Source organism: Shewanella oneidensis MR-1 (assembly GCF_000146165.2).
In the GTDB taxonomy this organism is placed as follows: Bacteria; Pseudomonadota; Gammaproteobacteria; order Enterobacterales; family Shewanellaceae; genus Shewanella; species Shewanella oneidensis.
In genome coordinates this window covers 29,524-54,428 of record NC_004349.1, presented here as the reverse complement: position 1 = coordinate 54,428, position 24,905 = coordinate 29,524, and the positions used below count along the sequence as shown (strand labels likewise).

At 40.7% G+C, this 24,905-nt stretch carries 24 protein-coding genes and 1 pseudogene; 9 read left to right on the top strand and 16 right to left on the bottom strand.

Translation table 11 applies throughout. The annotated features are described in order from the left end of the window. Nucleotides 1-4 precede the first annotated feature (4 nt). A complete protein-coding gene (locus SO_RS22430; RefSeq protein WP_238560621.1) occupies nucleotides 5-505 on the top strand; it encodes a hypothetical protein in 501 nt (166 codons plus the stop codon). On the opposite strand, the gene SO_RS22425 is transcribed toward SO_RS22430, so the two are convergent. Beyond that, nucleotides 441-1,600 (bottom strand): IS3-like element ISSod1 family transposase gene (locus SO_RS22425; protein WP_141135407.1). Its coding sequence is split into 2 segments (ribosomal slippage): nucleotides 441-1,351 and nucleotides 1,351-1,600, totalling 1,161 coding nucleotides; the frame shifts between segments, so codons are not numbered across the junction. The genes SO_RS22430 and SO_RS22425 overlap by 65 nt on opposite strands. 237 nt (nucleotides 1,601-1,837) lie before the next feature. Here SO_RS22425 and SO_RS22420 point away from each other — a divergent pair. Beyond that, a pseudogene (locus tag SO_RS22420) lies at nucleotides 1,838-2,755 on the top strand (IS256-like element ISSod4 family transposase); the annotation flags it as partial. Between the two features lie 188 nt (nucleotides 2,756-2,943). Here SO_RS22420 and SO_RS22415 read toward each other — a convergent pair. The 7 genes from SO_RS22415 to SO_RS22385 form a co-directional block, all read right to left on the bottom strand. Beyond that, nucleotides 2,944-3,501: an IS6-like element ISSod8 family transposase gene (locus SO_RS22415; protein ID WP_011074392.1), complete on the bottom strand. Its 558-nt coding sequence runs from the start codon at nucleotides 3,499-3,501 to the stop codon at nucleotides 2,944-2,946. 144 nt (nucleotides 3,502-3,645) lie between these two features. After that, a complete protein-coding gene (locus SO_RS22410; protein WP_011074391.1) occupies nucleotides 3,646-4,005 on the bottom strand; it encodes a hypothetical protein in 360 nt (119 codons plus the stop codon). Beyond that, nucleotides 3,998-4,684, bottom strand: a complete 687-nt coding sequence (locus SO_RS22405; protein ID WP_011074390.1) for a ParA family protein — start codon at nucleotides 4,682-4,684, stop codon at nucleotides 3,998-4,000. Before SO_RS22405 ends, SO_RS22410 begins: the two co-directional genes overlap by 8 nt. A 186-nt stretch (nucleotides 4,685-4,870) precedes the next feature. Further along, complete coding sequence (locus SO_RS22400; protein WP_011074389.1) at nucleotides 4,871-5,398, bottom strand: GNAT family N-acetyltransferase; 528 nt, start codon at nucleotides 5,396-5,398, stop codon at nucleotides 4,871-4,873. Between the two features lie 3 nt (nucleotides 5,399-5,401). Beyond that, nucleotides 5,402-5,692 (bottom strand): type II toxin-antitoxin system TacA family antitoxin, encoded by a 291-nt coding sequence (locus SO_RS22395; protein ID WP_011074388.1) that lies wholly within the window; start codon nucleotides 5,690-5,692, stop codon nucleotides 5,402-5,404. 749 nt (nucleotides 5,693-6,441) lie between these two features. Continuing rightward, a complete protein-coding gene (locus SO_RS22390) occupies nucleotides 6,442-7,191 on the bottom strand; it encodes a hypothetical protein (RefSeq protein ID WP_011074387.1) in 750 nt (249 codons plus the stop codon). A 444-nt stretch (nucleotides 7,192-7,635) separates the two neighbouring features. Continuing rightward, nucleotides 7,636-7,818, bottom strand: a complete 183-nt coding sequence (locus SO_RS22385) for a hypothetical protein (protein WP_011074385.1) — start codon at nucleotides 7,816-7,818, stop codon at nucleotides 7,636-7,638. Nucleotides 7,819-7,946: 128 nt separating this feature from the next. Here SO_RS22385 and SO_RS22380 point away from each other — a divergent pair, with 128 nt between their 5' ends. Further along, complete coding sequence (locus SO_RS22380) at nucleotides 7,947-8,273, top strand: hypothetical protein (RefSeq protein WP_193378421.1); 327 nt, start codon at nucleotides 7,947-7,949, stop codon at nucleotides 8,271-8,273. On the opposite strand, the gene SO_RS22375 is transcribed toward SO_RS22380, so the two are convergent. Beyond that, nucleotides 8,209-9,368, bottom strand: a protein-coding gene (locus SO_RS22375; RefSeq protein WP_141135407.1) for an IS3-like element ISSod1 family transposase whose coding sequence is annotated in 2 segments (ribosomal slippage) — nucleotides 8,209-9,119 and nucleotides 9,119-9,368 — 1,161 coding nt in all. Because the reading frame shifts where the segments join, the coding sequence is not laid out codon by codon here. The genes SO_RS22380 and SO_RS22375 overlap by 65 nt on opposite strands. Nucleotides 9,369-9,416: 48 nt before the next feature. On the opposite strand from SO_RS22375, the gene SO_RS22370 reads away from it, so the two are divergent. Further along, the gene (locus tag SO_RS22370; RefSeq protein ID WP_164925945.1) at nucleotides 9,417-10,277 is read left to right on the top strand and encodes a DUF7146 domain-containing protein; all 861 of its coding nucleotides are present in this window, start codon (nucleotides 9,417-9,419) and stop codon (nucleotides 10,275-10,277) included. A 61-nt stretch (nucleotides 10,278-10,338) separates the two neighbouring features. Here SO_RS22370 and SO_RS22365 read toward each other — a convergent pair whose 3' ends face one another. Continuing rightward, nucleotides 10,339-10,707 carry a hypothetical protein gene (locus SO_RS22365; RefSeq protein ID WP_011074384.1) on the bottom strand — a complete coding sequence of 123 codons (369 nt, stop codon included), beginning with the start codon at nucleotides 10,705-10,707 and terminating at the stop codon, nucleotides 10,339-10,341. A gap of 1,361 nt (nucleotides 10,708-12,068) precedes the next feature. Here SO_RS22365 and SO_RS22360 point away from each other — a divergent pair. The 5 genes from SO_RS22360 to SO_RS22340 all read left to right on the top strand — a co-directional run bounded on the left by SO_RS22360 (nucleotide 12,069) and on the right by SO_RS22340 (nucleotide 18,513). Continuing rightward, complete coding sequence (locus SO_RS22360; protein ID WP_011074383.1) at nucleotides 12,069-13,316, top strand: beta-barrel domain-containing protein; 1,248 nt, start codon at nucleotides 12,069-12,071, stop codon at nucleotides 13,314-13,316. Beyond that, nucleotides 13,316-15,493 carry a peptidase domain-containing ABC transporter gene (locus SO_RS22355; protein ID WP_011074382.1) on the top strand — a complete coding sequence of 726 codons (2,178 nt, stop codon included), beginning with the start codon at nucleotides 13,316-13,318 and terminating at the stop codon, nucleotides 15,491-15,493. The genes SO_RS22360 and SO_RS22355 overlap by 1 nt, the downstream gene beginning before the upstream one ends. A gap of 184 nt (nucleotides 15,494-15,677) precedes the next feature. Further along, a complete protein-coding gene (locus tag SO_RS22350) occupies nucleotides 15,678-15,887 on the top strand; it encodes a bacteriocin-like peptide (protein ID WP_011074458.1) in 210 nt (69 codons plus the stop codon). 11 nt (nucleotides 15,888-15,898) lie between these two features. After that, on the top strand, nucleotides 15,899-16,102 hold the full coding sequence (locus tag SO_RS22345) for a bacteriocin-like peptide (protein ID WP_011074457.1): 204 nt from the start codon (nucleotides 15,899-15,901) through the stop codon (nucleotides 16,100-16,102). 482 nt (nucleotides 16,103-16,584) lie between these two features. Beyond that, the gene (locus tag SO_RS22340; RefSeq protein WP_011074381.1) at nucleotides 16,585-18,513 is read left to right on the top strand and encodes an alpha/beta hydrolase family protein; all 1,929 of its coding nucleotides are present in this window, start codon (nucleotides 16,585-16,587) and stop codon (nucleotides 18,511-18,513) included. 922 nt (nucleotides 18,514-19,435) lie between these two features. On the opposite strand, the gene SO_RS22335 is transcribed toward SO_RS22340, so the two are convergent. The 6 genes from SO_RS22335 to SO_RS22310 form a co-directional block, all read right to left on the bottom strand. Next, the gene (locus SO_RS22335) at nucleotides 19,436-20,806 is read right to left on the bottom strand and encodes a tyrosine-type recombinase/integrase (protein ID WP_011074378.1); all 1,371 of its coding nucleotides are present in this window, start codon (nucleotides 20,804-20,806) and stop codon (nucleotides 19,436-19,438) included. Then, nucleotides 20,803-21,933 carry a tyrosine-type recombinase/integrase gene (locus SO_RS22330; protein ID WP_011074377.1) on the bottom strand — a complete coding sequence of 377 codons (1,131 nt, stop codon included), beginning with the start codon at nucleotides 21,931-21,933 and terminating at the stop codon, nucleotides 20,803-20,805. The genes SO_RS22335 and SO_RS22330 overlap by 4 nt, the downstream gene beginning before the upstream one ends. Nucleotides 21,934-22,401: 468 nt before the next feature. Then, nucleotides 22,402-22,890, bottom strand: coding sequence for a hypothetical protein (locus SO_RS22325; RefSeq protein ID WP_011074375.1), 489 nt, complete (start codon nucleotides 22,888-22,890; stop codon nucleotides 22,402-22,404). Between the two features lie 144 nt (nucleotides 22,891-23,034). Next, nucleotides 23,035-23,352, bottom strand: coding sequence for a type II toxin-antitoxin system PemK/MazF family toxin (locus SO_RS22320; protein WP_011074374.1), 318 nt, complete (start codon nucleotides 23,350-23,352; stop codon nucleotides 23,035-23,037). Further along, nucleotides 23,346-23,597 (bottom strand): antitoxin, encoded by a 252-nt coding sequence (locus SO_RS22315; RefSeq protein WP_011074373.1) that lies wholly within the window; start codon nucleotides 23,595-23,597, stop codon nucleotides 23,346-23,348. The genes SO_RS22320 and SO_RS22315 overlap by 7 nt, the downstream gene beginning before the upstream one ends. Nucleotides 23,598-23,760: 163 nt before the next feature. Beyond that, entirely contained in the window at nucleotides 23,761-24,882 is a 1,122-nt protein-coding gene (locus SO_RS22310) for a DUF3560 domain-containing protein (RefSeq protein WP_238560620.1), read from the bottom strand. Between the last annotated feature and the right edge of the window lie 23 nt (nucleotides 24,883-24,905).

The window sequence follows — 24,905 nt, the reverse complement described above, 5'->3', positions numbered from 1 at the left end:
GCTAATGGACATCGAAGCATTAATTGAACAAATAGAGAATACCGACTGGCTAAGCCAAGCAGAGCACATCTTGGCGATTTCTCAATTACAAATTGAATGGGATTGGTTGCCGAGCAGCAGAGATCAATCCGATCCTTTCGAAGGAACATATCCAACTAAACCAGACAAACAGATCTACGACAAAGAGGCTGAGAAAATGGTTTATAAAGCTGCGTTGAGATCGTTGCGAAGCGTTGGTAAGGCTCATCCTAAACTCGTCGATGGCCCTCATAACTACACAGAGGCAATGAAAGGTAGCGCGCTGTTCGCTTGTAAACATGCAGCCAAAGAGGTCCTTTCCAATCAGCCTGGAAAGTGGGTAGCAATCTTAGCGTTATATCATACCGGTATGTGGCCATGTGGCATAACCCAAATTGGGGAATTGGTTATCCTTGTACTGGTCAACCCAAACTGGACACTTTTACTTGAGAATTCTCAAACTCTACAGGTGACAGATCGTTATTAGCAGAATGAAGTCGCTCCAAGTTGTAATATTTGATGTAAGCCGTCACATCTTGCTTCATAAACTCCCTTGTTGGTTGAGCAACTTTAAAAATCCAATCGTGTTTCAAGCTACCAAAGAATCGCTCAACAACGGCATTATCCCAACACGCACCCACATCACCCATGCTGGCTCGGATACCATAGCTCGATAGCAGCCTACCGAATTGTTTACTGGTATATTGCGAGCCTCGGTCACTGTGAAATACCAGCCCTCGCGCTGGTTGTCGCAGGTTGTAGGCTTTTATTAATGCCTTGGATATCAAATCTGTGGTCATGCGTTTGTCTATGCGCCATCCCACAATCCGGCGTGAATATAAATCCATCACCACAGCTAAGTACATCCAGCCTTCACCCGTCTTTAAATAGGTCACGTCACCCGCCCAGACCTGATTAGCCGATACTGGATTAAAGTTCATGTTTAACAGGTTATCAGCCACTGCATCTGAGTGTTTTCGCTGTGTCGTCACCTTGTAAGCACATCGCTGGGTTGCTTTGAGTCGAAGGCGGTGCATAATTTTACGAACGAGATAGCGACCAACCTGGTAGCCTTCCTTGCGCAATTTCTTCACCATTTCACGATTCCCTAAGCTGCCTCGACTTTGCTTAAATAGCTGTCGAACAAGGCGATAAAGCTTCAGTGTTTCAACGCTTATCACGTTTGCAGGGCGTTTATGCCAATCGTAATAGCCTGACTTACTGACACTCATTACTCGACATAACAGTGTTATGGGAAACAGGTGAGATTGCAGTTTGATGAAACGAAATCTTACTTCATTTCTCTCGCAAAGAAGGCGCTTGCCTTTTTTAGAATTTCTTTTTCCATGCGTAATTCTTTGTTTTCTCTACGCAATCGCTTCAACTCATCACGCTCAGACTCTTCTAAGGTGATGCCTTGTTGCAGGGCTTCGTGTTTTTCCTTCCAGTTGTAAAGCAGGCTCGTGCTAACTCCAAGAGACTTTGCCGCATCGGCAACGCTATAACCTTGCTCCAGCACCATCAAGACGGCTTCATCTTTAAATGCCTGCGGATAACTCTTATGTGATTTTTTCAGACTCATATAGACCTCTTAATTTATTGACCATACTGTCTCAAAATTAAGTGTCCGATGGGATTAGACCAGAACACCTATAAAAGCAATGAAGACAATAAAATATAAGTTAAGACAGAAATAGAGGGGCCGCCGGGATTCTGGAAATTTCCGCCAAATCTAACTTAATTAATTGTTATTATTAAACATGGTAGTGTTCATAATTCTGTGTCATTTCAGTAAAATATTCAAAAACAGGAATGACACATGACCCAACCTTTTAACTTCGAACAAGCCCTTAAAGATCTGCAATCAGGTAAAAGCCTCACAGGTAAAGACAGCATTCTTGGCCCACTGATCAAGCAACTCACTGAAGCGGCTCTCCAAGCTGAGCTTGAGCAGCATTTAGCGCATGATCCTCAGCCTAATCGTAAAAATGGCAAAACCCCTAAGACCATTAAGCATCCGTCCGGTAACTTTGAGTTAGACGCGCCTAGAGACCGCAATGGCACCTTTGAGCCTCAGTTGATTAAGAAAAATCAAACTACACTAACCGATGAAATCGAACGTAAAGTGTTATCGATGTTCAGTATAGGTATGAGCTATCGCGATATTAATCAACATGTTGAAGATATGTATGGGCTCAATGTGTCTAACGCAACAGTCAGTGCTATCACTGACAAACTCATCCCCGAACTTAAAGCGTGGCAACAGCGCCCATTAGATAGCCATTATCCTATCGTTTGGCTTGATGCGATACATTATAAAGTCAAAGAGGATGGGCGTTACGTCAGTAAAGCCGTTTACACATTGTTAGCGCTTAATATGAAAGGAAAAAAGGAAATTTTGGGGCTTCACTTGTCCGAAAATGAAGGCGCTAATTACTGGCTATCCGTACTGACCGATCTTAATAATCGTGGTGTAAAAGATATTCTTATCGCCTGTGTTGACGGCTTGACCGGTTTCCCTGAGGCCATAGCCAGTATCTTCCCTCATACGGAAACACAGCTATGCGTTATCCACCAGATCCGCAACTCAATGAAGTATGTCGCCTCAAAAAATCAGAAAGCGTTTATGGCTGATTTAAAGCCTGTGTATCGAGCCGTGAGTAAAGAAGCCGCAGAGATGGCATTGGACGAACTGGAGGCCAAATGGGGTGATGCTTATCCGTTGGTAATCGGTTCTGTCGCAAACTGAGATCTTGCTGCTCCAAATTGAAGGGGCAGTATCCTTCAGATACAACTAGGCCGTTAAAGAATAAAATTGTTCCCACGGGGTCATCATTTGAGCCGTGTCCATTTGCCCCAACTTAATCATGGACCAAAGCTCAACGCCAGCCAGTGTTGACTCAGCCCCTTCCCAAGACTTCCAGCCTAGGCATTAATTTTACCCTTCACTTTTCGGTGGCTTTGCTCGACAATATTATTCAAATATTTAACGGTAAGCACCTCAATCATAAAGAGCATACATCCTGATAGCCACAGCCGAATGTTAACAGTATCTAACGCTGCAGCATTGGCGCCACTTTTATCAATAACCACCTTCTCAGGTAAGCCATGTTGATTGATAGCTTTAGTGAAAAAAGCGTGTGCGGCCTTCTCATCACGGGTTTCACTCAAGTAAAAATCAATCACCGCGCTGAATTTATCCACTGCACGATAATAGTAAGCCCACTGCCCCTTCATTTTTATGTAAGTTTCATCCATTCGCCACGAGCCAGATATTGGACGCTTTTTCTTCCTGAATATGGCTTCGAGCAGAGGTGCATATTTGATAACCCAGCGGTTCAGTGTTGAGTGGTCAAAATGAATGTTTCGCTCTGCGAACATTTCCTCAATTTCACGGTAACTAAGTTTATAAGCAAGGTAATATCGCAGCGCTTGCATGATGATATCAGATGGAAAATGTCTGCCAGAAAAATTGAGGGTCATGCAGTGGATGCTCCAAATTCATATTGAAAGATCATTCACTGTTAAACTCTTATCGTCAACTTTGCGACAGAACCATGATTTGAACCATCATCCTTGGCCTATTTAATTAATAAAGAGATAGCTAGCTGTAAGCTATATAGCTAGCTATCTCTTTGACAATTCTTCCAGCATGCTTGACAGTCGAACAGAACCAATACTTTCAACCAGTTTACTGATCGCAATATCAAAGGTTTCCTGATCACTCTTAGAACCGATAGCCTTACCTATTTCACCTAAAAGTTCATCCATACCCACGCGAATTTTGATATTTTTCTGAATAATATAGGGCGAGCGTTTTCGGTTTTCGCGGCGCTTAAAACCCAAAGTCTCACTTTGCGCCTCAACTTCTTTCAATTGCCTATCTGTCAAGGGAGCTGCTTTAGAACTTGTAGCCGCCAATACTTTTAAAAGTGAAATGTCTTCATCATTGTCGTCAATGACAATTTTCGAGCGTGGGTTATCCATTATTAGCCTCCAACAGCATACGTTTAACGTCATTTGCATACGCTTTAGCATTGCTTGCAGCTTTGTCGATACCTGATACCAGTGCAGGATCTAAATTGTTTACTGTTCCACCATAACTGCGAACGGCTCTAAATGCTTCACGGTCAATCAAACTTGAATTAAGAATATGAACACCACTATCAAGAAAATCCTGTTTAATTAGTTTCAATAAACGTGTTTGTATAGCTGCACTTGTTCGTGTTAGCAAAATACAGCAGGGGATTTTTCGAGCTAGTAAGCGTCCTTGTTTGCGGATCAAGCCAATGGTTCTCGCTGCTTCGGTGGCATCATCTTCCGATCCCTGACAGGGAACAATAACTAAATCAGCCCTGCTAATCGCTTGGGTCACAGCAAAGTTTGCTGTTCCTTCAAGATCTACCAATACAAACTGAGTCTGTGAACTTGCAGTTTCAATATCATCCAGAACAGTGTCTTCCGTTGATTTTTCAATCAAAATCAGATTTGAGGGACAACCTTTTTTCTTGGCCCAGCCGGCACTATGCTGGTTTGGATCGGTATCAATGAGGGTAATTTGTATACCGCTTTCTGATGCTTGTCGGCACAATTCCCCCGCTAACGTGACGCAAGCAGTAGTTTTCCCCGCTCCACCCTTACTTTGTGCAAATGCAATAACAGCCATGATTGGTTCTCCATTCAGATAATGATAGATAGCTAGCTATTCACAAACAAGATAGCTATATAAATTAAAACTAGCTAGCTATATTTTTATCAAAAAAATCCAACTGAAGTAAGTGGATTAGGGCTAATAATTAAAACCCCGCATTTGCGGGGTCTTAGTGGTGATCCGTTTCTTGATAACTCTAGGTTACTTCAATGCATCCAAAATGGTTTCTACGTGAATAAACATCAGTGTTAACTCAACGTCTTGTACTTGTTTCGTTGCATCAGGAATGGCTTCAAACCCTAATGACTCATAAAAGTCTTTTGCTCTAGGGTGAGCCCATAACGCTAAACCTTTAGCGGCCGCAAGTTCATTCACTAACACAGTTGCTTCAAGCACTTTTCGCATAAGGCGCTTACCAATTCCTTTGCCTTGATATGCTTTATCAACTGCGATTTGGTCTAACATCACAACAGGAACCTGGCGAGGGTATTTACCTGATAAAATTTTATACTCGTCATTACTGAGCATAAAAACTTTCATCGTGGCATAGCCAACACCTATATCCCCGTCTACAGCAACATAGACCCGAGAATCATTGTTTGCATCAGCATTCGCCAATTTCTTAGGCGCAAAACTATCAAGAAACGGATCACCACAATCGAAACTTGAAAAGCTCGGTTGTCGTTCCATCTTGTTTAGTAGCTGACAGTCAATATAGTTGGTACTCATTAGCTATTTCTCCGAAAAAAGAGTCTTTAGTACCGGAGTAGCTTTACGAGGATTATCTAGAATGGTTTCAAATTGAGCCCAGGCGCGTTGGTTCAGATTTAGAGTAGTTTCTGATTCAACAATCGCTAGAGCTTTCTCTCGAACGTTATTAATAATAAATGCCGTAAGATTGATGCCATTGATAGCTGCCGCTCGCTCAAGCAGTTCCTTTACCTCTGGTGAAGTTTTAAGTTCAATGCGCGCTGGTTTTGAAGCGGCTCCAGCGTTAGCCGCACTCGGTGTTACAGTACTCATTTTGAATTCCTCTAGGGTTTAATTTTTTAAGCCGTAACCTCCTTAAATACATCGAAAGTCAACAAAATTGTCTATCTCATTGTTTTTTTTCATTTTTTACTCCTAATTTACCTGTTAATAAAACTGGATTTAAGAAATATAATTGAATAAATGTATATGTTTAAAATTTCTAGTTTCAATGAAACTCCGTACATAGTACGGACACCTCATATCGAAGTCAAGCTTATCCGTATTAAATCCGTACGAGATTTTAATGATAATGGCACAGTGCTTGCAATTTCTTTCCCTGCAAGGCCGCTTTTGATTTTTAGCGATTAGTTAGCGCGTTTGTAGCTTGACGGTCGTATGACAAAAGGAATGTTCAGCGTCGCTTTTGATGTTAGATCTCGCCCCTGGCGTATGCCAGGAAGTGGCGAGGCATTATTAAGGTGGATTTATCCACCGTTCTTTGTGCCTTTTAATAATTTATCTTTAATTAATACATAAGCTTTCCTTGAAAAGAAAAAAGCTTTTGGACTCTCACTCTATACTCCTTTTTCTTACTCCCATTTTGTTCTCGATATACATGAGTTATTCACAGACCTATGTGATTTGATAGTAAACGTTGATTATTTCAATGGTGGGACAGTGAGAATAAGGCCGTAGAGTTGCTGATTACGCGCTTAAACCGCTTAAATTTCAGATTATTTTACATTCAAGCAGGGTAGGGCACCGTCAAGCTAAAGCTAGACGGTTCATTAGAATTGTGCCTAATGCGTTTTGGGTTGCGAGTACGATTGCGAGAAAAACAAATCAGGGGTAAAGCGCTGTTTGTTTGGTAATTGCCGTTTGTAAACCCGCCAAGTGAATGACAAGCCTTTATCCACGGCTCTTTGATATGCTTGCTTGATTTGCGCTCTTATCGTGTCAGAGTAAACACCTATCGCCTGTAAAAAACGTGTAGAAAGCCATTTGTAGGCCGCTACTGAACGAATCGTTTTTTCTTCACCGGTTGAGTTATCATCAATTGCAACTTTAACTTCTTGCACGGTGAAAACGCCTGACTTTTTCAGAACATCGATGTATCGATACCAGGTAGAGCTCGGGATCGCTTCCCCCCAGCGTTTAGCATGAGCCAACATCAAAGAATCATGGCTCGTTGTATCGAAACCGATGTTTTTGGCCATACCGACTTGGCCAGTAAGAAGATCGCACGTAGTAATCATGGTTACTACGATTTCGAACAACTTGCGCTTAGTTCGTTCAGACATATTTCTAGATATACCGCCTTCGTCAACTTCAAGCTTGCGGCTGTAAATCAGCTTACGGGCGTTATTGATTACTTCGTTAAAATAGCGGGGTAAGCGAGCACCTTTAGCTTTAAATCCCTCAAGGCTAGCTTTGTAGGCATTAGAGCCAACCGCCGTATTCTGCGTTTTAACATGTAACGCAGCTTCGCGTTTAGCTGAACGCAACTTTTGGCGCTTGATGCGTGCTTTATCGGCTTTAGATTTTTGCATGACACATGCCGACAATGCAGTTAAGCGGTGATCGAATGATCAAAACCGGGCTAACGCAAAGTGGTCTTATGTGTCTACGGATTAGGTGCTGCAAATGGCAGCCAAAAAAAATATTAGGCATTTGTTATGATTCCGAATGTTTTTGGGCTGCTTGATTGGTTAGATCAAACATTGCCGATCACTCTAAACTAAACGATCGCAAAGATCAACGATCTTTCAATGCCTTGAAATTTAGGCACAAAAAAGCCGACCCATTCGGTAAGTCGGCTTCGTTGTCGAATGCTTAACGTCAGGGAACCACCCCCAACACACTCTAATTTTGAAAAATACACTACATAGAAAACTATGTAGTAGCGTGCTATGTAATGCACTTTTGCTTCAAAATCTACTCCGTATTTTAATTGCTCGTCACACAAATTGCAAGACTAATGCAAAACAGATCAACTATGAACCCAAATCAGATTCACCACCTAGTTTTTCGCTGACAGATTGAACAATAAGATCCGTAACGCTTTGAAATTGTTGTTTTTCAACAGCATCGTTTATTTTCTTTTTCAACTCAACAGGACACCTAAAAGCGATTAACTCCGTTTTTGAAGTGGTTGAGGGCTTATATTTTTTTTTCATTCAAATAATATTTTGTTGACCAAGGTACTGTATAACAGTATCTTTACTGTTATACAGTACCTTTATGGCACTTTGTCTATTCATTCTGATGATAGAACATATTGTTTTTTCGATAAAGAAGTAAAACTATGACCCAGAACGAAAACGAAAACAATCTGCTAAAAGAGCTCTTTCCCACTCTTACCACTAGACAGCTAGAAGTGATGAAAAATTTCTCGCTTGGAATGACTACTGCACAACTGCAAAGCAAAGGCAATTGCTCTCGAACTGCTATTGAAAAACATTTAGCAGATCTTCGAGCTGAATTTGGTTGTGCATCATCAAATGAAATCAGAACAATATTTCTTAATAATGTAGTAATAAGAATACTGCAAGCAACGGCTGTACTGGTCAACCCAAACTGGACACTTTTACTTGAGAATTCTCAAACTCTACAGGTGACAGATCGTTATTAGCAGAATGAAGTCGCTCCAAGTTGTAATATTTGATGTAAGCCGTCACATCTTGCTTCATAAACTCCCTTGTTGGTTGAGCAACTTTAAAAATCCAATCGTGTTTCAAGCTACCAAAGAATCGCTCAACAACGGCATTATCCCAACACGCACCCACATCACCCATGCTGGCTCGGATACCATAGCTCGATAGCAGCCTACCGAATTGTTTACTGGTATATTGCGAGCCTCGGTCACTGTGAAATACCAGCCCTCGCGCTGGTTGTCGCAGGTTGTAGGCTTTTATTAATGCCTTGGATATCAAATCTGTGGTCATGCGTTTGTCTATGCGCCATCCCACAATCCGGCGTGAATATAAATCCATCACCACAGCTAAGTACATCCAGCCTTCACCCGTCTTTAAATAGGTCACGTCACCCGCCCAGACCTGATTAGCCGATACTGGATTAAAGTTCATGTTTAACAGGTTATCAGCCACTGCATCTGAGTGTTTTCGCTGTGTCGTCACCTTGTAAGCACATCGCTGGGTTGCTTTGAGTCGAAGGCGGTGCATAATTTTACGAACGAGATAGCGACCAACCTGGTAGCCTTCCTTGCGCAATTTCTTCACCATTTCACGATTCCCTAAGCTGCCTCGACTTTGCTTAAATAGCTGTCGAACAAGGCGATAAAGCTTCAGTGTTTCAACGCTTATCACGTTTGCAGGGCGTTTATGCCAATCGTAATAGCCTGACTTACTGACACTCATTACTCGACATAACAGTGTTATGGGAAACAGGTGAGATTGCAGTTTGATGAAACGAAATCTTACTTCATTTCTCTCGCAAAGAAGGCGCTTGCCTTTTTTAGAATTTCTTTCTCCATGCGTAATTCTTTGTTTTCTCTACGCAATCGCTTCAACTCATCACGCTCAGACTCTTCTAAGGTGATGCCTTGTTGCAGGGCTTCGTGTTTTTCCTTCCAGTTGTAAAGCAGGCTCGTGCTAACTCCAAGAGACTTTGCCGCATCGGCAACGCTATAACCTTGCTCCAGCACCATCAAGACGGCTTCATCTTTAAATGCCTGCGGATAACTCTTATGTGATTTTTTCAGACTCATATAGACCTCTTAATTTATTGACCATACTGTCTCAAAATTAAGTGTCCGATGGGATTAGACCAGAACACTAATCAATACTTTAATGAGGCTAAGCCCATTACTGAATCCCCTGTACAAACCTATTTAGCTAAGCAGGGAATTGATATCACACAACACGAAAACATCCGTTTTCATCCTGCGGTTTTTTCATCTGAAACACGCCAAACTTATCCAGCTTTAATAACAAATATCACCAATGAAAAGAATGAGACCAAGGCAGTCGAAATTACTTACCTTGATAAATCCAGCAGTGACATTGCAGCGCTTAAAATAAACAAGCGCATACTGGGCTCTAAATCTGGTAACAGTACGATTATCAGCAAAGGGAATAATTCAGACTATAGTATTGTCGCTGTCGGCGTAGAGAATGCGCTTAAGATAAATGCCGACAATAAAAATGGGGCTGATATTATTGCACTAAATAATAACAACGATACAAAAACCATCAACACTCATGAATTACGTGAAAACGTCATTGTGGTACTTGACAGTAACAATGCACAAGACACAACTAAACTATCAAACGACTTAACTGATAAGTTTAGCAAAGAGAATAAGCACGCTATCATTATTGAGCCAAGCTCAATCCCCGAAGGGCTTAATAAGCACGAAACCATTAAACAATTAGTGAATGAAGCCGTTCATAACATCACGAAAAAAGACACCACAATATCTAAAATGATCCAATCATTAAATAATGACATTGCAGGTTCGAGAAACATAACGGCTAAAGAGGACAGCGATAATTTATCGGCCAGTAGAATTAAGCATGATGAACACTATCAACATTTAGCAATGGATAGTGACCGAGCATCAAAAGAAAAACCTCTCGAATTTGACACACCTAATATTGGCGAAAAAACCAGATAAAAAACCATATGGCGGTTAATCTAACCGCCATTTACTTTAAGCAACATAAAAGAATAAACCTTTAAGGATTATCACCGGCTAATATTTGTTGAGTTCTTTCCTCGGCTTTTGCCATTAACCTCTTGTATGAGGGAACAACATCAGGCTCTTTCATATTTGCATTGTATTGTTCTGCGTTAAAGTTTTGATAATAGTTAATAGATGTTTGATGATGAATTTTTATCACATTATCAAGAAGGACTTCGAGTAATTCCCTTGTTGAAATCCCCTCATCTTTGTCATTTGAATGCTCAATGATCCGCAGAGCAAATAAGGTTAACTCCCTCATTGCATCAGCATCACTCGCCAGATTTTTAGCCCCTTTGTAATCTTTAATTTTTGAATACAGATCCGGAGGACACGCTACTTGGATCACTTTATTTCTAGCCATTATTCATACCTCAACAGGAAAAAAACTACGATACACCTGCAATACACAATGATTTTTCATAAGAAAGAGTGTAGCTCACATGTATTGCGCTCGATTTCCAAGTATTTCACGAGTAATACACCAAAACAATAATTAATTTTAAAACAGTGACTTATAAAATTCGATAATTTGCAATACAAGTGAAATACACTCCTCTGTAGCCCAACAGGAATAAGGATCTAATACACATGGACCTGACGGGCAGTTCGCGAGAAATACACTTTCCAACAAATTTAAAATGAATTTTTAAAAATTTATTCTAAATTGGCTACAGATTACAAAGTATTTATTTTCAATAACTTAAAACACAAACAACCATGAGAATTGATTTATCAATTCTTGCGTGGGGTGTGGAGAATATGGGACGTGCCAAGGTGGCATATTTGCATTAATTTTACGTGTTCGATTATTTCCGCTCAGGTTAAGTATATCAGCAACTTAGAACCCTTTGAAGGGGCTGGGGTTGTGTAAAAAAGTAGTCCCACGCAACCAATTTTCGGGCAAAAAACCTCTTTAAGGTGGCATTTTTGTGTCATTTTCGGCAAAAAACGTGGCTTATTTTAGTGGCGTGAAGTGCGGACAATGCAAAACGAGCTAAGATGGCATTTTTGCGTTAATTTTTTACAGATGTATATTTGAAACTAAACTAATTACATCAGACACATATAACATGCATAAATAATAAAAGCTGTGCAAAAAAGTAGTTTCCCGCAATCAAATTTACAGGCAAAAATTCTCTTAAAGTGACAATTTTCCCCCAAAAAATACTGGATTTTTTAGCGGCGTGAAGTGTGGACAACGCAAAACGAGCTAAGGTGGCATTTTGCGTTAATGTTTTACCGATTAATATTTAAACTAAATTAACCACATCAATCACATAGAACATGCATAAATAATAAAAGTTATATATGTAAGAAGAAGTAGTTTCCCGCGACCAAAAATTACAGACTAACAACCTCCCATAATATCATTCTTGTATCTTTTTAGCGTATCCCCTAAAAATATATTTAAAACACTCGTTTAGTTCTAACAAATAATGCCTATTAGCTATACAAAGCATTGAAATATCACTACCACAAATACGCCATTCGGTAAGATTGTTAATAATTTGTAATCCTTGATAATTTATTGCCAATGAATTTAATACACCAGCAATTCAACCATGCGCCATCTAACAATCCACATTTTACTCACGCCAAATAACCATACTAAAGTAGTATATACCTGAATGACTCACATCATTAACCTGAAACTAACACGGATTCTACAGGGATTGACTTAGCACAGCATTATACCCAAAACCCATTAACAGGACCCATGCCATGTCTGACTTATTTCGCCAACAAGTAGTTAACGAACAAAAGCAGCGGCTATATGGCGATATATCGTTAGCTCAACCATTATCTATATACACTATTTCCATAGCCATATTATTAATCGTTACTGCGATTATTTTATTTTTATATTTTTCACATTACGCTCGCAAAGAAACGGTTCGCGGATATCTTGTCCCCGATAAAGGTGTGATAAAAACCTATGCTAATCGCATTGGAAATGTGGATATCTTGCACGTAAAGGAAGGTAGTGATGTCAATGCAGGCGACCCATTAGTAACAGTCATAATAAGAAGCAGCATGGCATCTGGTTTTGAGTTAAGCGAAACACTGATAAGTGAGTTAAAACAACAGCAAAGTATTTTAAATCAAGAATTAGATAACAACATAGAGCTGAATGCAGCCGAGACTCTTAGGCTCAAAAAAAGGTTGTCTGACTTATCAGAATCGATGAAGGTATTATCTAGACAAAAACAGTTGTTAGCAGATAAATTAAACATACAAGTTGCACAGAAAAAACAACACGACAAGCTCTACAAAGATGGTTATTTATCAGAGCTTGATTATCAGCTTCAATTATCAAAATTAATTGAAGTAAAGCAAGAAGTGGAAAACTTAGAGTCGAACAAAATATCGATTGACCGCGAGTTAAATCAAACTCACGCTGAATTAGTGAGCTTACCGTTCCAATTTAATTTAAAACAGTCAGATGTTCATAAGCGCCAATCTGATATTCAAAGACAATTAAATGAAGCGGAGAATAGTTACACATTTGTTATACGCGCTCAAGAATCAGGTACTGTGGCGGCAGTAAGTGTTGTTGAGGGCGAGTTTATTGCCAGCAATCGCCCATTAATGAGCATTATCCCAAAGGGCTCTTCATTGGTAGCAGAGTTATTACTACCAACAAGAAGTGCGGGGTTTGTTAAACAGGGTGATGAGGCTAGATTACGCTTTGATGCATTTCCTTATCAACGGTTTGGTTTTCTGCACAGTGAGGTATTGCGTGTAGATAAAGCATTACTACTCGATGGTGAAGCCGATTTACCCGTTAAGTTATCAGAGCCTGTTTACCGTATAAAGACAACCTTATCCGCGCAAGACATGCAGGCCTATGGTGAAGCATTCCCCCTTAAAAGCGGCATGCTCTTAGAGGCAGATATAGTTCTGGACAGGCGCACGCTGCTCGATTGGTTGCTTGACCCAATTTACAGCCTGCGCGGAAGGGTGAGTTAATGACAATTGCAACTGACAAACATGCCGCCTTGATGGCAAGCGAGAGCAATAGTCCCGTTGACTTACTTGAGTTCTCTGGCAATAAGCGTGTGCCACTTATTTTACAAGCTGAAATGGCGGAATGCGGTCTTGCCTGTATGGCGATGATAGCAAGCTTCAACGGTCACAAGTTAGACATGGCGGCGTTACGCAAGCGCTTCACCGCTAATTTAAAAGGGATGAATTTACAGCAGTTAATTTCATTAGGTGATTCTATTGGACTCTCCAGTCGAGCGCTCAAGTGCCCGTTGGAAGAGGTAGGTAAGTTAGCACTACCTTGTATTCTCCATTGGGATATGAATCACTTTGTTGTACTCACTGGTGTCACTAAAAAAAGCATCAGCATAAATGACCCTGCTGCTGGTAAACGCACCTTATCGCTGCAGGAATTTGCTAAACATTTTACAGGAATTGCACTTGAGTTGACACCGACGAAGGCGTTTGTAAAACAAGATGAACGCCAGCAAATGCGATTAAGCCAACTGTGGACCAAAATCAGTGGCGTTAACGCAGCGTTGATAACATTGCTGCTCTTATCCGTATTATTACAGGTATTTGCGTTAGTCACGCCTTATTACATGCAATGGGTGGTTGATGAGGTATTGGTGAGTCAGGACCAGCCTTTGCTGATTGTGCTAGCCATTGGCTTCGGGCTGTTGGTGGTGATAAACGTGTTTACCACCGGTGTGCGCAGCTGGCTAGTGTTAAGGGTTTCTAGCCTATTGAATATGCAAATGGGGGTTAATTTACTGCGCCATCTATTGCGCTTACCCATGAACTATTTTGAAAAGCGGCATATTGGTGATTTAGTGTCGCGTTTTGGCTCTTTGGCACAAGTACGTGAGCGGCTAACGACAGGCCTAGTTGAAACGGTTGTTGATGGAGTCATGTCCATTGCGGTTTTAGTGATGATGCTGATTTACAGTGTAAAACTCACGCTTGTCGTCATGGCTGCTGTGGCATTGTATACCTTGATGCGTTTCGCATTATACAGGCCACTTCATCGAGCCACAGAAGAGTCGATTCAAGCAAAAGCAAAAGAGCAAAGTAACTTTTTGGAAAATATCCGAGGTATTCAAACCATCAAGTTATTTACCTGTGAAAGCGCTAGGCAAGGTATTTGGCAAAATCGCTACAGTGAAGTCATCAATGCTGACATTCGTTTAGGTAGGCTAAAAATCAGCTTCGATGCAATGAACAAACTGTTGTTTGGAGTTGAAAATATCATTGTGATTTACATGGCGGCAATGATTGTCATGAGTGGTGGCCTCACCATCGGCATGGTATTAGCCTTTATTGCTTACAAAAATCAAATGACTGAGCGAGTGGCAAGCTTAATTGAACAGTTAATTATGTTTCGTATGTTGCGATTACACCTTGACCGTATCTCTGACATTGCTCTCCACGAGCAAGAGGCTCATCAAGAAGGCTTTACACCGCTCAATGTTGTCAAAGGGCGCTTAAGTTTAGAGAACGTAAGCTTTCGTTATGGTGAAAATGAGCCCGAGGTGGTTAGCAACCTGAGCCTCGATATTCAGGCGGGAGAATCTGTCGCTATAGTGGGGGCTTCTGGTTGTGGCAAGACCACCTTAGTGAAACTGATGCTAGGGCTATTAGTCCCCTCGAGTGGACGTATTTTGCTCGATGGCCAAGCGATACAACAGATTGGATTAACACAATATCGGCAGCAAATCGCAGCCGTTATGCAGGACGATACTCTGCTTTCAGGCTCGATTGCTGACAATATTACGTTTTTCGACCCTGAGCCTAATTACGTAAAAATGCAACAATGTGCACAATTGGCGGTGATTGATATGGATATCGCACATATGCCCATGGGGTATAACAGTTTAGTGGGCGATATGGGGAATCAGTTTTCGGGTGGGCAAGTACAGCGTTTATTGCTAGCACGAGCCTTATATCAGTCACCCTCGATTTTGTTTATGGATGAAGCTACAAGTCATCTCGACATTATGAATGAGGCTAAAATCAGTGAGCAGATAAAAAACCTAAATATGACCCGCATTATCATTGCCCATAGACCAGAAACCATTAAGCAGGCAGATAGAGTGGTTGTGATGCATCAAGGGAAAATAATGACTGCTGAAGAATTACAGCAAGCCCAGTCCGCGTCATAAGAGTAGGGTTTAGGATTGAAAAGGTCAAGATTTTAGACTGTTAGATGACATTGACATCGTGATTTAACAGGTTAAAACAAAGGCTCGGTGACTTTAGCCGGAAACCGAGCCTTTGGAAAGCCGCTAAGATGGATAAACCGACTTAGCAATCAAAACTGTGAAATTGTAATGGAAGGAAATCATTATGCAAGAATTAACAATGAATGAAATTGAGCAGGTTAATGGAAGTTCAGCCGCATGTGTAGCACTTACGGGTAGCACTACTATCATGGGAGGAGCTATTGGTGTGATCGCCGGAGGTATAGTTGGACCTGGAGGTATGGCTACAGGCGGTTTCTGGGGAGCCCAATTTGGTCAATCAATAGGCTTAGCACTTTGTTCACAATTAAGATAAGAGGTAGATAAATGGAAGATTTAAAAGCAATCGATCTTGAACAAGTTCAAGGTGGAATTGATTCAGGGCTTTGCACGGCATTAGTTGTTGGCGGAGCATCTTTAGCTGGAGGACTGGGAGCTGGATATCTTAGTTTTGGAGGCGGTTTTTCGGCAGGTGCTAGTGCTGGTGCTTTTTTGGGGGGATTTCTAGCAGCTGCCGTTTGTTATAAATAATAATTACAAGGCCTATACGTTATATAGGCCTTTTTTTGAGGTATTTATGGATAAATTAGATTACAATTATAGTGCATTCTATTTACTCATTAGTTCTGTACTATATTATTTCTTATTTGACTGCTCTGTAGCAATAAAACTGATTTGCTTGTTTTTATTGTTCCTTTCATTTTTTATCGGCTGCCTTTATCATAAGTTGATAATAAAATATAGAGCGTTGCATAGATTTCATGAAATTGATAATAACAACATAAAAAAATAATTTAGCAATAATTTTTGTAGTAACTTATTAAGCATGCATTTGAAATGTAATCAAACTTATTTTAAACTGGATTTCATAAATCACCTACTGATTAGTATTCAGTAGATTTATTAGGCAAATCTAACTAATTAATAAGATGATCATTCCATTAGTAAAGATGATAAGGGGTTACACTATAAGCATTATTACCTTTGTGTTTAATAGTTTAAATGAGAGTTTTATGAAAATTCATTTATTTTATAAAGAAGTTATTGTGATATTAAAAGTATTATTGATTTCTATATTTTTCAGTTTTTCCATCCAAGCGGTGACTATTAATGATTTTTCCCGTCATCCTGAGTTTTATGATGTAAAAATATCACCGGATGGGAAATACCTTGCCACATTAGTTAATACTGAAGGCCGTAAAACTTTAGCATTTTTAGATAGTGACACTTTTAAGGTCATTTTTGCGCTGGGTGGAGACAAGCGCGATCAAGTTGCAGATTACTACTGGGTCAACAATGAACGAGTGATTGTGCAGGTTGAACAGGTTAGAGGCTCATTAGAAAAACCATTAAATTATGGTGAAATCTATGCTGTCAATTTTGATGGTAAGAAAGGAGCAATGATCTATGGTTACCGAGCCAAAACACCGACAAGCAATGGCGGTTTTTTAGTTGATAACCTGAAAGGGGATGATCAACATGTGTTAATCCGCTCTCAAGCTTTAAGTCGACGTACGGATGTGATTCCAGAAATTGTAAAGCTCAATATATATTCAGGAAAAACCCGTCGAATCAAGCGTGCGCCTTTAGCTTATAGTCAGTTTTTAATCGATCATGCTGGAGTCCCGCGTTTTGTTGCAGGGACTGATGATAAATTTACTACGCAACTTTACTATAGCAAAGGGCAAGGCGATGATTGGCAACTCTTTGGTGATAAATTTGCAGGGGCATTTGAGCCAATCGCTTTTGCTGCGGATAATCAAAGTATTTATGCCTTAAAGAGCACAGATGATGGACCAAAAGGCTTATATCACTATGATTTATCGACTAAAAAAGAAACTAAGTTATATCAAAGTGAGATGGTTGATCCAACTTATGCTATCGGTAGTCAATTGAATGAGGTATATGGATTACGGATAGATGAAGATTATCCTAATTACCTTTATCTCAAACCTGACTCAGTCGACGCTAAGCTACACAAGTCCTTAGTCGATGCTTTTAATGGTGATAGCGTACTGGTTAGCAGTATCACTGAGGATGGTAAACAGGCTATTGTGCATGTGAGTAGTGATCGCAATCCAGGTGATTTTTATCTTTTTGATACCACTCAAATGAAAGCGCGCTTTTTAATGAGCAGTAGAGGCTGGATAAATGCCAAGGAAATGGCAGAAACAGAACCTTTTAGAATCAAAACAAAGGATGGTTTTACCTTAAATGGATTGATGACTTTGCCTAAAGATAAAAAAACAAATTTACCTACAGTTATCTTGCCCCATGGTGGCCCACACGCTCGTGATTATTGGGGATTCGACCCATTAGTGCAAATGCTGGCTAATCAAGGTTTTGCTGTGGTGCAAGTGAACTTTAGGGGCTCAACCGGTTATGGTAAAAACTTTGAAGAAGCGGGTTATGGAAAATGGGGCACTAAAATTCAAGACGATATAATGCTGGCAACACAATATGCCATACAACAAGGTATTGCAGATGAAAATCGGATGTGTATTTTAGGTATTAGTTTTGGTGGATATAGTGCTTTGCAGAGTGCGACTCGCTACCCTGATACCTTTAAATGTGCAATTGGTTATGCTGGGGTTTACGATTTAGAAATGTTATATAACGAAGGCGATGTGAAAGATACCAGTTGGGGTGATGCTTATTTAGATAAAACTCTCGGTACAGATAAAGCGGCATTAAAATCTCAATCCCCTGTGCATTTTGTCGATATGCTTAAGGCCTCAGTACTCATTATCCATGGCGAAGAAGATAAAAGAGCGTCTATTGAGCACGCTAACGCTTTAATGAAGGCATTAGATAAAGCAAATATCCCTTATGAGAAACTTATAAAAGACAAAGAAGGTCACGGATTTTATAAGCAAGAAAATATAGGTGAGGCCAATAAGAAAATAGTTGATTTTTTAAATCGGAAAATTGGATTTAAGTAACTTTTATGTGTATTTACTCAGATCTGATCTGACAGTCGCATATTTCTCTGGTGCCTCCGTAAGATTAGATTTGAGCTAAATTATTTTCAGCCAAAATGTTTCACCACCGATTAACGTGAGACGGCTTTGTTTCCTAATAGGGATTTTCGTAAAATGCTCTCTTATGAGAAAGATGTAAAAATTAACGATGAAACCTTTAGCTTTAAGTACAAAATAGTTACTGGCGAGCTTTCGTGCAAAAAAGACGACATACTAATATTCCACCAATTTCTTTGGTTACCATACAAAACCTTCAACATCAAAATCAATGAAAAAGACTATAAATTAAAAACTATTTTACTCCCAATAAACAAATGTTCATTATACTATGGCAAAGTACCAATTTGCCGAGATTTATTCCCAAGACTAAAACGATATACATTAATATCATTCACCTTGAGTACAATAAAGAAAATAGCAATTGTGATTGCATTAATATTCACATAGCAATACAAAAATTCAAATATACCAACAAAAAGAGTGTTTGACCAAATTATATCAAACCATAATTTAACAACCCCCGTAAAGTCTGTAAATATTTCACTTCCAGCATCCAAAATCATAAGGGCGATTGCGTAAACGTTTTTCAACCTAAATATTTGCAAGCTATAATCAGACCAACTTCAGTCAAACCAATTTTATGGCTGAAATATTGGCTAATAACATCATGCCAATCACGATTTTTCTTCCCGCTATCAACCTATCAGTTTTCCTCAGCTTTATCGGCATAAATCAACTTTGATCCTTGTTTTCGCAGATTCACCCGTTACCATCACTTTCACCGCGCGGTGAACCCGCCTGTCTCAGTTTTGCCCACTGGCAGTTGGCTAGCGACGACTATTGATCCCTTGCCGTAACAGGCGATAGAACAATAACATTACAATTAGCCAATTTTCACTCTATCAAAAAGCTCACTATCCCTAAACCGTTGTATCGCACGAAGTTCCTCTTTAGTTAAAGTGGGCAGTTTCTGTAATGGTTTAACTTGCTTCACTTTCTTCACCGCTTTAGGCTTTGGCTTCGCTGTTGGTTTTCTTTCTGGCAGACGCTTTTGCTTTACTTTTACGGCTGGCATGGGAGTCTCATTAGTTCGGGGGATTAAGGGCTTAGGGGGCTCAGGCTGAGTAAAAATGCCTTTGAAGACAGCCCCAATAACCTCAGAGGCTTGCTCTACGCTATCATCCCCTACATGGGTATATCGTAATGTCATTGTGACTTTTTTATGCCCCAGTAAAGAGGCCACCATCGGAATACTGCATCCGTCCATGACGGCATAACTTGCAAAGGTATGCCGTAAATCATGCAATCTCACATCTTCAACCCCTATCTGTTTTCGCAACCTTAGCCATAGCGACTGTACCAATGAGGTGGAAGCGCCCTGTTTCATCGGAAAAAGTTCTGTATTGGCCTTACAGTGATAGCGACTTAATATGTCAACTGCGGCTTGACCAATATAAAGCACTTTTGCCCCCGTTTTACTGTCAGGTAAATGCAATTCATTGCCGCGCACGTACTCCCCTTTTAAAAAAGTGATTTCCGATAATCGGCAGCCTGTTAGCAGTAAAAGCCGCAAAACATCAGCACATTGAGCAATACTGCCGCCGACCGCTTCACATTCATCAAGCGCCACAGATAAACGCTGCATTTCAGCAACACTCAAAAAGCGATTTAATACCCGCCTTTTGTTTTGCCGAATACCAATACAGGGATTCGTCAGGCAATGCCCCTGCCTCAATGCTAACTTGAAAACGGATTGCAATGTATCAAGGTTACGGTTAGCGGCACCTTTGCGCGTTTTACTAATCTCATCAAACCATGCTTGCACCATCTTATGGTTAATCATGTGCAACGGGTAACGGCCAAAATGTGCTAACAAGCGTCTATTCAGCGCGGGCAAGACTGACCGTTTTGTACTGGGTTTCCAGTGTTCAAAAATCATCGGCTTCCATGTTTGTTCAACAAACACATCAAAACGGGGGGAAGCACTCATGCTCGGTTGAGTGTGTTCCTCTCGCCATGCTTGAAGCTGCCCTGTTGCTTTCTCCCGTGCCGCTTTAACCGTTAGCGCACTAACAGGCGCAAGAATGCGTGTGCGTGTCCGATTATCAATAAGGCGGCTAATAACGTACTGCATCGGTTTATCGGGCATCACTTTAACGCCAAGGCCATGACAGAGACTGTCTTGAATGGTGTAGGCGCGTGTTTGACGAGCTAATGACCGAATAAACACTTGTGTTAATTTCACTATTTTCATCGTTGCATCTCCCCTGCAATGAGTTGAGAAACGACATTTGCCGCCTGTTGAACATCACGTTTAGCAAGGTGTGTGTACTTTAAGGTTGTTTCAGGCAAGGCATGCCCTAATAAGCGGCCAATCGTGAGGATGTTGATATTGTGCTTTACTGCAATACTGGCGTAGGTGTGGCGTAAGTCATGGATGCGAACATCATTTAGATGAATTGTCTCGCGAAATGGCCGCCAAAATCGGTCTAAACAAGCAGGAGTAAACGGCTGTGAAGGTGATTGATGCCAAAAAAGATGCTCGCTGACTTGCGGCCAATCACTCAGCAACTCCCGCGCAAAGGAAGACAGAAACACCGTTTTCGCGCCTGTTTTACTGTCGGGCAAATACCAATGCCCTTGCCGATAATCAGCCCATTTGACGGAGCACACTTCGTTACAGCGACAACCCGTCAGGATGAGTAACCGTAAGACCATCACCGCAACGGGTGACGCTTTTTCGTGGCTATCTAAAGCCAACCATAGCCGCTTGAGTTCTTCCTCAGATAAATAACGCTCACTGTGCGTAGATTTATACCGCTTAAAGCCTTTGCAAGGGTTACTTTGCGCTGGACGATACTCATACACTTCAGCTTGCTGCATCATTACCGACAACAACGGCAACAAGCGATTAGCCATGCCTTTCGAGGCATGCATACCATCAAACCACTGCTCTATGTGTTGTCGTGTCAACGCTGCAAGCGGAACATCACCCAACACAGGGGCGATATGCCGCGTAAAACCACGCTGGCTATTGAGTAATGTCGAGGGCTTCCAATGACGGGCATATCTTGGAAAAAACTCTTCAGCGAACGCACAGAGCGTAAGGGAGGGTACAGGTTCACTCACCACCCCATAACGTAACGCATCTATGTGCTTTCTTGCCTCAAGTCGCGCATCATCAAGCGTGATATCATTTGCATTGCCGATAACATGAAGTTGTCGCAAGCCTTGATACTGGAAACGAACGTAATAACACCGAATACCAGAGGGATAGGCTCGCATAAAAAAAGCGGGAAAATATTTATCGTAAAACACCGTTATTTTCTGTGGTGTGGGTAAATTATCTATCATTGACTGTTGTAGTTTAATACTCGGCATAGGTTTTCCTCGTTCAGTAAGGTGGCATTCATGAGGTGTTTTCGAACCATTTTCGGGCTAAAAACACGTAAAAAACGCATTAAATTTCACTGAGAAAAAACAATAAAACACATTAAAATCAATGCACTAAACTCAACAAACAACCATTCCCTTGGGGCGTGGGGTGTGGTCTGGTCTGATCTTATTCTCAAGGTTCCAACTTCACTATTTCGCCAGGATTTTGCACTTTTCATTTTTTGGGGATTTTTTGGGGATTTTCGATTTTTGCTAGGCGGCTGCCGTATGAAGCGGCAAAGGTATCGGGGGATTTTCAGGCCAAAAAAAACGCACTCAATGAGTGCGTTTTCTGCAAGCGTGGCGGCTTAATATTCGCTTGCCAATAATGCGGTGGTTGGTGTTCTGTCGGCCTTAGTCCAGTTCCACAAATTCAACACCTGCAAGCAGGCAATGAGTGAAAGGAGCTAACGACTATTTAGAAGCATGAACCATTATGCTTACTTCCCCACCACTTTGTAGCTCAACGATTTTTGATGTGGCTTGTAGCACGTTCAAAGTAAAAGAATATTCATTCACTATCTGTACCACCTGATTAGCAAAACAATCTTTTTTAAAATCATATAATGGATATTCCTTATCATCTATTAAATACTCCGTTACCTTAAATTCTTTATCTGGAAGACCAGAAGAAAAATTGATTGCATAACCACGTTTAAACTCTTTGCCGTAAAAACGTTCTGTTATTTTACCATTACTCGATGAACACTCTTTGACAGGATACGGTATTTTTTCTAAATCAGACTTATAACCTGCCGGCTCTGATGCTATCAATGTCAAAGGAATGGATAGGCTTTGTTTTTGGCTGTCTAATACATTAATCGAAACGAAATAGTCATTTGCATGTGTAGTAAAACTTGCACTAATTACTGCTAGCAACGTTATAAATAAAAATTTACTCACAAGTTAAGCCTCTTAATAGTTAAGTTCTAAGGCTTACGCAAGGATGAAAAAACTCCTTACATAAGGTTAGGGGGAAGCGAAGTCTATTAAACTAAAGTAATTCACCACTTTTTTGATATCAGTGATAACACTTGATTTTGTAACTTATTCGAAAAACTCTTTAACAACTGACGCAACTAAATTTGATTCTATAGCGGTTAGCTGTCCAAGTTTTTTTATAATCCTATTTTTATCGACTGCTCGCATCTGGTCTATTGCAACCTCACTTTTAACTTTACTGCCTTGGACTACGGGTCTAAATGGCCAACCTCTAGGGGTTGACGTTAAAGGCGCAATAATAACGGTTCTAAGATGCTGGTTTATATCATCAGGTGAAATAACCACACAGGGCCTAGTTTTATTAATTTCGGCTCCAACGGTAGGGTTAAGATCAATCAACACTACATCAAATTGATTTACCATTCAGTGCCCCACTCGTCCGTCAATTCTAAATCCACATTTGAAAAATCTTTATTCATTAACTCGACTTCTTCTTGCGCCTGAGCCGCTGATACTTTATTAAACCAATTCTCTCTAGGTGTTTTAACCTTGTGAAAACTCATAATGACTTTATCCCCAGCAGCGCAATCATTCGCTTTAAGTTCATCGTAAGGGATCCTAATCACTGTTGAATTACCCGATTTTTTTAACTCATAGATGCGTTGCATTTAAAGCCTCCTATTCACTCGCCATTAAGTATTACATTGTAATACTTAATGAGTAAATCCGCAATGGCTAGCAGGCATACACGACAAAATTTTTTCTTGCGAAGAATGAGTAAGAAAAAATACATTTAAAAAAGGGGGCAAGACCTTCCCCCCTTTTCTATTGCTAATTTTCGGTAAGCTTACCGATTAACTGTTTTGCGCTATAAATGGCATTAGGTGTTATTTTACGAACCCAAGCTTTAGAATATCGCGACCATTTAAAAGCATAGTTTTTTATTGTTAACCGTAGCGCCTCGCTAGGTATATCATCAAAAGTGATTTTAATGCGTCCATCTTCCTCATATAACGCCCAAGAAAGCCCCTCAATTTTGCCGCTTGCACTCAGTGCCTCTTGATTGTGTAACTTTTCCAAATCTTCAATTCGATCCCTTACGGTGCGAATAGTCGCGCTGTTATTTGCGATTGAGTAACTAGCAAACCCTACCCGACCGCAAAAATCCCCCTTTAGTAATTCTTCCGCTTCTTTTTCGGTTAGCTTATGCGTTTGCGTCATGTACTCGATTTTGTCGGCGTCCGTCATATGCTTAGAGCGGATAACTTTATTGATCGCTTTCATCGTTTCTTGTGAACGCTCCAAGCCTGCGAGTTTTTCTTTTAGTTTGGCGATAGCTTCGGGATCATCCGATGCAATGCCATTAGTGCCAACGCTGGCCGCTCTGTCAGCGTAATAACCCGCTTTTTTGCTTGCCGCAACAGATTTACCCATATCATTAAAAATCTTGTCTGCGTGGCGTCTAGCGCGTCCCTCGCTATGGTGCCCCACTAAAATCGGCTGGCCGAACGGAATACAAGAAGCAAGGCTTCTAGACGACTCATAAAATTTGTTTGATTCTGCCGCCGCTTTGCTTGAGGCGTTCTCTAAGCGGTCGCGCTTGCTTTCTAGGCGATCTTGGAAATCGCCAAAACTAACCACTTTGCGGGTGTTGTCATCGTTTGGTGGTGTTGGCTCTGGCGCTTTTGAATCGTTCGACAACGGGCATAAATAGCCGTCTAACAATGCCTGTTTAACTTGTGCATAGGTAAAATGCGGCTTTTTCGCTTTGACTTCTTCAAAGGTCAAAACGATATCGTCAGAAAAATGATAGGGACAATCAGAAAAACGCACTTTAGTTAATACACCATCAATCACGGTTACATAAATTTCTAGCTCTGAGTATTCCTTCTCGTACCAGCTCCAAAAGAAATTTATATCAACGATCTGTTCTGGTCTAATCCCATCGGACACTTAATTTTGAGACAGTATGGTCA